Source organism: Gemmatimonas sp. (assembly GCF_044345575.1).
GTDB lineage: Bacteria > Gemmatimonadota > Gemmatimonadetes > Gemmatimonadales > Gemmatimonadaceae > Gemmatimonas.
Window position 1 is genome coordinate 1 of sequence record NZ_JBIJAW010000190.1, and the last position, 6,246, is coordinate 6,246.

General features: G+C 66.8%; 3 protein-coding genes. All 3 read left to right on the top strand.

The annotated features are described in order from the left end of the window. Window positions 1–1,024, top strand: a 1,024-nt coding sequence (locus ACIQ6O_RS11250) for a methyl-accepting chemotaxis protein (protein WP_396207883.1), incomplete at its 5' end; no start/stop codon positions are given. A 188-nt stretch (window positions 1,025–1,212) separates the two neighbouring features. After that, window positions 1,213–3,561 (top strand): ATP-binding protein, encoded by a 2,349-nt coding sequence (locus ACIQ6O_RS11255; RefSeq protein ID WP_396207884.1) that lies wholly within the window; start codon window positions 1,213–1,215, stop codon window positions 3,559–3,561. Then, window positions 3,539–6,246: chemotaxis protein CheB (locus tag ACIQ6O_RS11260; protein ID WP_396207885.1), on the top strand; the 2,708-nt coding region annotated here is incomplete at its 3' end. The genes ACIQ6O_RS11255 and ACIQ6O_RS11260, both read left to right, overlap by 23 nt.

Here is a 6,246-nt window from a genome sequence, read left to right on the forward strand (position 1 = left end):
ACACGTGCAGGGACGCTACGCCAACTTGCTGGAAGGGGTGGGCGCTCTGATGAAGGCCGTCGCGGTGCCGCTCGGGGAAGTGCGTGCGGTGCTGGTGGAAGTGGCCGAGCGGAACCTCGAGGTGCGCATGGAGGGCGAGTACCATGGTGAATTCCTTCGCGTGCAGGAGGCGGTAAATGCCGCGGTCGACCAGCTCTCCACCACCATCGGGCAGGTGCGCGTGTCGGCGTTCCAGGTCGACGACGCCGCCAAGCAGTTGAACGAGGGCGGTCAGCAACTGGCGCACGCCGCGTCGACGCAGGCAGCCAATGCGGAGGAGATCGGCGCCGCGCTGGCCGAATTGTCGGTGCTCTCCGGAAAGTCGGCCACACAGGCTACCGATGTGAAGGCAGGCGCGCACGAGGCGAGTGCCAGCGTGCAACGCGGCGCCGAAACCATGATCGCGCTGCAGCAGGACATGCAGCGCATCAAGGCCTCGGCCGATGCGACACAGAAGATCGTGCGCACCATCGACGAAATCGCCTTCCAGACCAATCTGCTCGCGCTCAACGCGGCCGTCGAAGCGGCACGGGCGGGTGATGCCGGTCGCGGGTTCGCCGTGGTCGCCGAGGAGGTCCGTGCGCTGGCCATCCGCTCCGCCGAGGCCGCCAAGCAGACCGCGGCGCTCATCGACGAGGAGATCCAGAACGTGCACGGCGGCGTGGCGCGCGAGCAGCAGGTGCGGGAACAGCTACAGGCGGCCCGCGAACAGGTGGAGCGCATGACCACGGCCATCGATGAGATCGTGAACGGGGCGCAGCTGCAGACGCGGACCATTCAGGAGATTGGTCGCGGTGTCGACGGCATGAGCGAAGTCACGCAACAGGTCGCTGCCAATGCCGAGGAGTCGGCGGCCGCGGCGGAGGAGCTGCACGGACAGTCGGCCCATCTCTCCGAAGTCGTGCGCGGATTCCAGACGCGCGACCTCGATACCCGCCAGCCGGATCATGTCTCCCTGAACGCACGGCGTCGACGGATTGCGTGACGTCAGCAATCGCACCACGAAAGGGCGCCTCCGGGCGCCCTTTCTGCGTTTGGGCGCTGCGTCTGTCAGGGGAAATCCCCAATTCTTCCGGAAATCCCATTGCGCGCGCATTCGCTCCCCTAGCTAATTGATGGCAAGCGATCTCGATGCTGGGACGCGTGAGGGTTTTTTCTGTTCTCCCGCGTAGGATGTACATGCTCGACATCGAGTCGGGTGGAATGCCGTTGGATGTATTGCCGGACCCGCATGTCGTCATTGACGCTGCTGGGGCCGTTCTCGCGGCCACCCAACACTTCGACTGGCGCCTCCTCGGTGAACCCCGGGCGCTACCGCATCTCGCGACGACGCACGATTCACGTGTCGATCTGGCCGCCGACATCGACGGGCGCCGGCGAGTTTTTTCGGCGTCGTGGATGCCATGCCGGTGGCATGGCGCACCGGCCCGGATGGTGCGCCTGCTCGACGTCACCGATGAGCGTCAGCACACCGAAGCGGTGGAAGCGGGGATGCACACGCTCGAGGACGTGCTCGACGCCCTGCCCACGAGCCTGCTCATCCTCGATGGCGATGGACGCATCATGTCGGGCAATGCGCGATGGCACGTGCTCGCCCGGTCCAATGGGATGTCCATGCCCGACGCGGGCATCGGTGCCAACTACCTCGGGGTGTGCGAGCGTTCTGCGGCGCAGGGGGATCAGGACGCGGCGAAGGTGGCCGACGGTCTGCGCAGCGTACTCGAGCGGCGCGCGCTCGCCTACGAAACGGAGTACATGCTGGTTGGGGAGTCCGGGGTGGAGCGCTGGTACTTCCTCAGCATCAATGCGCTCGTGGCGCATCCCGGCGCCGTCATCCAGCACTACGATATCACCGACACCCATCGTCAACAGGAAGAGCGCATCGAGGCGCTTGCGCACTTCAAGGCGGTGTTCGACGGCGCTCTCGACGGGATCATCATCTTCAACGATGACCTGCGGGTGTTGAGTACCAATGCGGCGGCGACCGCGCTCGTCACCCCCCGCACGGATGACGGCGGCCACCGGTCGCTGCTCGAGCTGGTGGTGCGCGAGGATCATGAGCGCCTCATCGCCGACCGGGAGGAACTGCTCACCGCGGGCGCGGTCCGCGGGCAGCTCCGGATGCACGGCGCGAACGGCGAGACGGTCTATGTCGAGTACGCCGCGCGGGCCAGCGTGGTGCCGGGGCGACACGTCGCGGTCGTGCACGACATCACGTCGGCGCGCCGGCTCGAAGCGCAACTCCGGCAGTCCCAGAAAATGGAGGCGCTCGGCCAACTCACCGGCGGTATTGCGCACGACTTCAACAACCTGCTCACGATCATCCAGGCGCAGAGCGATCTCATGCTCGCCGACGAGTCGGCGCCGGATGACATGCGGGAGGGACTGGAGCAGGTGTTGCGGACTTCGCAGCGCGGAGCCGACATGGTGCGCAAGCTCATGACCTTCGGACGCCGCGAGCAACTGCGCGTCGTGCCCATGCAGCTCGATGTGGCGGTGCAGGATGTGAGTGGTATGTTGCGGCGCCTCCTGCCGGAGACGATCGCGGTGGCATACGAGGTGCGCGGCGCCGTGCCATCGGTGCGCGCCGATGCCACGGCCTTGCAGCAGATCCTCCTCAATCTTGCCACCAATGCCCGCGACGCCATGCGCGACGGCGGCGGGGATTTGCGTCTGGTCCTGACCACGGTGGCCGCCGACGACATCACCGGTGTTCCGGTGCTGGCAGCCGCTCGCACCGGCGCGCGCCGCGGCGGGCCGCAACACTTCGCCACCCTCTCGGTGACCGACACGGGATGCGGCATGTCGCCCGACGTCATGGCCCAGATCTTCGAACCGTTCTTCACCACGAAGCGTCAGGGTGAGGGGACGGGGCTCGGCATGTCCATGGTGTATGGGCTCATGGACCAGATGGGCGGCTACGTGACCGTGGAAAGCGAGGTGGGTGCCGGCACCACCGTACGACTCTTCTTCCCGGCGCTCCGCGGGGTGCGTAGTGCGTCCGTCGAGCAAGCCGTCGGTGTTGCGGCGACGAAGCGTGGGTCCGAACGCATTCTGCTCGTGGAAGACGACGCCGACATCCGGACCCTCACAGCCCGTGTGCTGCGCCGCGCGGGGTACCACGTGACCGAGGCGGTCAACGGCGAGGATGCGGAAGAGCGCCTCCGGTCCCATGCCGACGGGCGGGAGCCCCCGTACGCCCTCGTCGTGAGCGACATGGTCATGCCCCATGGGGACGGCCTCTACGTGCTGGAGGCGACCCGCCGGCTGGCCGCCCCAGCCCGCATCGTCTTCGTGAGCGGGTATGCCGGAGACGGCCTGAGCGGGGCGCCGGGCGGTGACATTGCCACGATTGGCAGCCGATTCGCGCTCGCCCCCGTGCAAGAGGGCGGCGCGCCCCCCATAATCCCTAAGCCGTGGACGACATCGGATTTTCTTTCCCGGATCCGTGCCATCCTCGACGCTCCCCCCAACGTGCCCCTCGACGCCACCGCCACGCATGACGCCTCCCGAGCAGGTTAACGGCACCACCGAATCGCCGGTCTTTGCCGAATCCCCGGCGCTCGCCGTATGCGCCATCGGCGCCAGCGCCGGTGGGCTCGAGGCCCTGCAGCAGTTCTTCGATAACGCCGACCCCAATCGCGGCATCTCGTACGTGGTCGTGCAGCACCTCTCGCCCGACCACAAGTCGCTCATGGTGGAGCTGCTGCGGCGGCACACCACCCTGAAGGTGGTGCGGGCCGAAGATGGCATGCGCATCGAGCCCGATACGGTCTACCTCAACCCGCCGAAGACCAACCTCACCATCGAGGCGGGCGTGTTGCGCATGACCGAGCAACCAGCCGGACACGGGTTGCATCTCCCGATCGACGTGTTCTTTGCGTCGCTCGCACAGGCCATGGGCGAATTCGGCGTGGGCGTCGTGCTCTCCGGCACCGGTAGCGACGGCACCCGCGGCGCGCGTGAGCTAAAGGCCGAGGGCGGGCTGGTCCTCGTGCAGGACCCCACCGAGGCGCAGTTCGATGGCATGCCGCGAAGCGTCGTGGCGACTGGCTTGGCCGATCAGGTGCTGCAGGTGGCCGACATCCCCGGCACCGTGGCGCAGTTCTTCCTCCGCCGCGGTGGGGTGCGGGCGTACAGCAGCAGCGAGCAGGCCGCCGGCACCGCCAGTCAGGTGCAGCGCGTGCTCGGGCTCCTGCGTGACCGCCTCGGGACCGACTTCACCGGCTACAAGCCCAACACGATCATCCGTCGCATCGAGCGTCGGGTGCTCATGCACCCGGGCCTCGGCTGGGACGACTATGTACGGCTCCTCGAGGACTCCAAGCCCGAGCTGGTACAGCTGCACCGCGATCTGCTCATCAACGTCACACGCTTCTTCCGCGACGAAGAAGCCTTCCGGCTGCTCGAGCAGCGCGTCGTGCCGCAGCTCGTGGCCGATACGCCCCCCGACAGTGAGCTGCGCGTGTGGGTGCCGGCCTGCTCCACGGGAGAAGAGGCGTATTCCATCGTCATCCTCATTCTCGAAGAGCTCGACCGGCAGAAGCTGAGCCGCAACGTGCGGGTCTTTGCCACCGACGTGGATCAGGACGCCGTGGAGTTCGCCGCGGCCGGTCGATACGGCGATTCCATCGCCGCCGACATGACACCGGAGCGGCTTTCGCGCTGGTTCGTCGCCGATGGCGATGGCTACAAGGTCAGTCGTGCGCTGCGCGATCGTGTCATCTTCGCGCGCCACAACCTTCTCAAGGACCCGCCGCTCACGCGCATGGACCTCGTGTCCTGCCGCAACATGCTCATCTATCTGGGCACCGACCTGCAGCGCCGCGTGATCGCGTTGCTGGCCTACGCGTTGCGCGCGCGCGGCTACCTCTTCCTTGGTTCGAGCGAAACGGTCGGCGCGCTGTCCACGCTGTTCGATGTCGTCGACCAGAAGTGGAAGCTCTATCAGGCGCTGCAGCCGGGCCGGCACACGCTGGCCGAGGCGTTGCCCACGCGTCCGCGTCGTCCGCTCATGCAGTCGTTCTCGTCCACTACCGCCGCCGAGCAGGCCGTGCTGGCCACGCGTGGCGCGGCGGTACGCACCGCGTCCGAAGACGGCCTGCTGGAGCGGGTGTTCCAGGAACTCACCGATGTGCTCAAGCTGCGCTGCGTGGTGCTCGACTCCGAGTATCAGCTGCTGCACACGTTTGGTGATGTGTCCTCGTTGCTCAAGGTGCCGCCGGGACGGTCCACCCTCGAGGTCTTCAAGCTCCTGCCGCGGCCGCTCAGCGCAGCCCTGCGTGCGGCACTCGCTCGCGTGGCCAAGGAACATCGCGAGATCCTGTACGAAGGCATCGAGGTGGAGCCCAATCAGCCCACGGTGCGCATGCACGTACGTCCGCTCGATATTGGCCCCGAGCGAAACCGGGCGTATGTGATCTTCTTCGAGAGCGGCCCCAAGCCGCTCGCCGGCGGCGTGGCCGATCAGTTCGCGGTCGACGACTCGTCGGCGCTGCGCCTCGCCCAGCTCGAGCACGAACTGCAGTACACCAAGGAGAACCTGCAGGCCACCATCGAGGAACTCGAAACCTCGAACGAGGAATTGCAGGCGACCAATGAGGAACTCCTCGCCTCGAACGAGGAGTTGCAGAGCACCAACGAAGAACTGCAGTCGGTGAACGAAGAGCTCCAGACGGTCAACGCCGAGTATCAGGAGAAGATCGCGGAGCTCATCAGCCTCAACAACGACATCGAGAACCTGCTGCGCACCACCGGCGTGGGCACGCTCTTCGTCGACGGGTCACTGCGGATCCGCAAGTTCACCGATGCGGCGCTCCGCCTGCTCAATGTGATGCCGCAGGACATCGGGCGGCCGCTCGAACACATCGCGGCCAAGATCCCCGGCGTGGACCTGGTGGCCATGTGTCGCCGTGTCATGAGCGCGAACGGGCCCGAGTCGCACGAAGTGCAGGCGCCGGACGGTTCGCACCTGCATGTGAAGGTGCTCCCGTATCTCACCGGCGAGGCGGGCGTGCATGGTGTGATCGTGAGCGTCATCGACGTCACCGAGGTGAAGCGTGGCGAGGAGCGGCTGCAGCACATCCTCGATTCCATCCCCTCGTCCATCGCCGTGCTCGGTGCCGATGGCACCATCGTGCAGACGAACGCCGAATGGGCGCGCTTCGCCGAGATCAATGACGCGCCGCCGGCGCTCGTCTCGGGGAT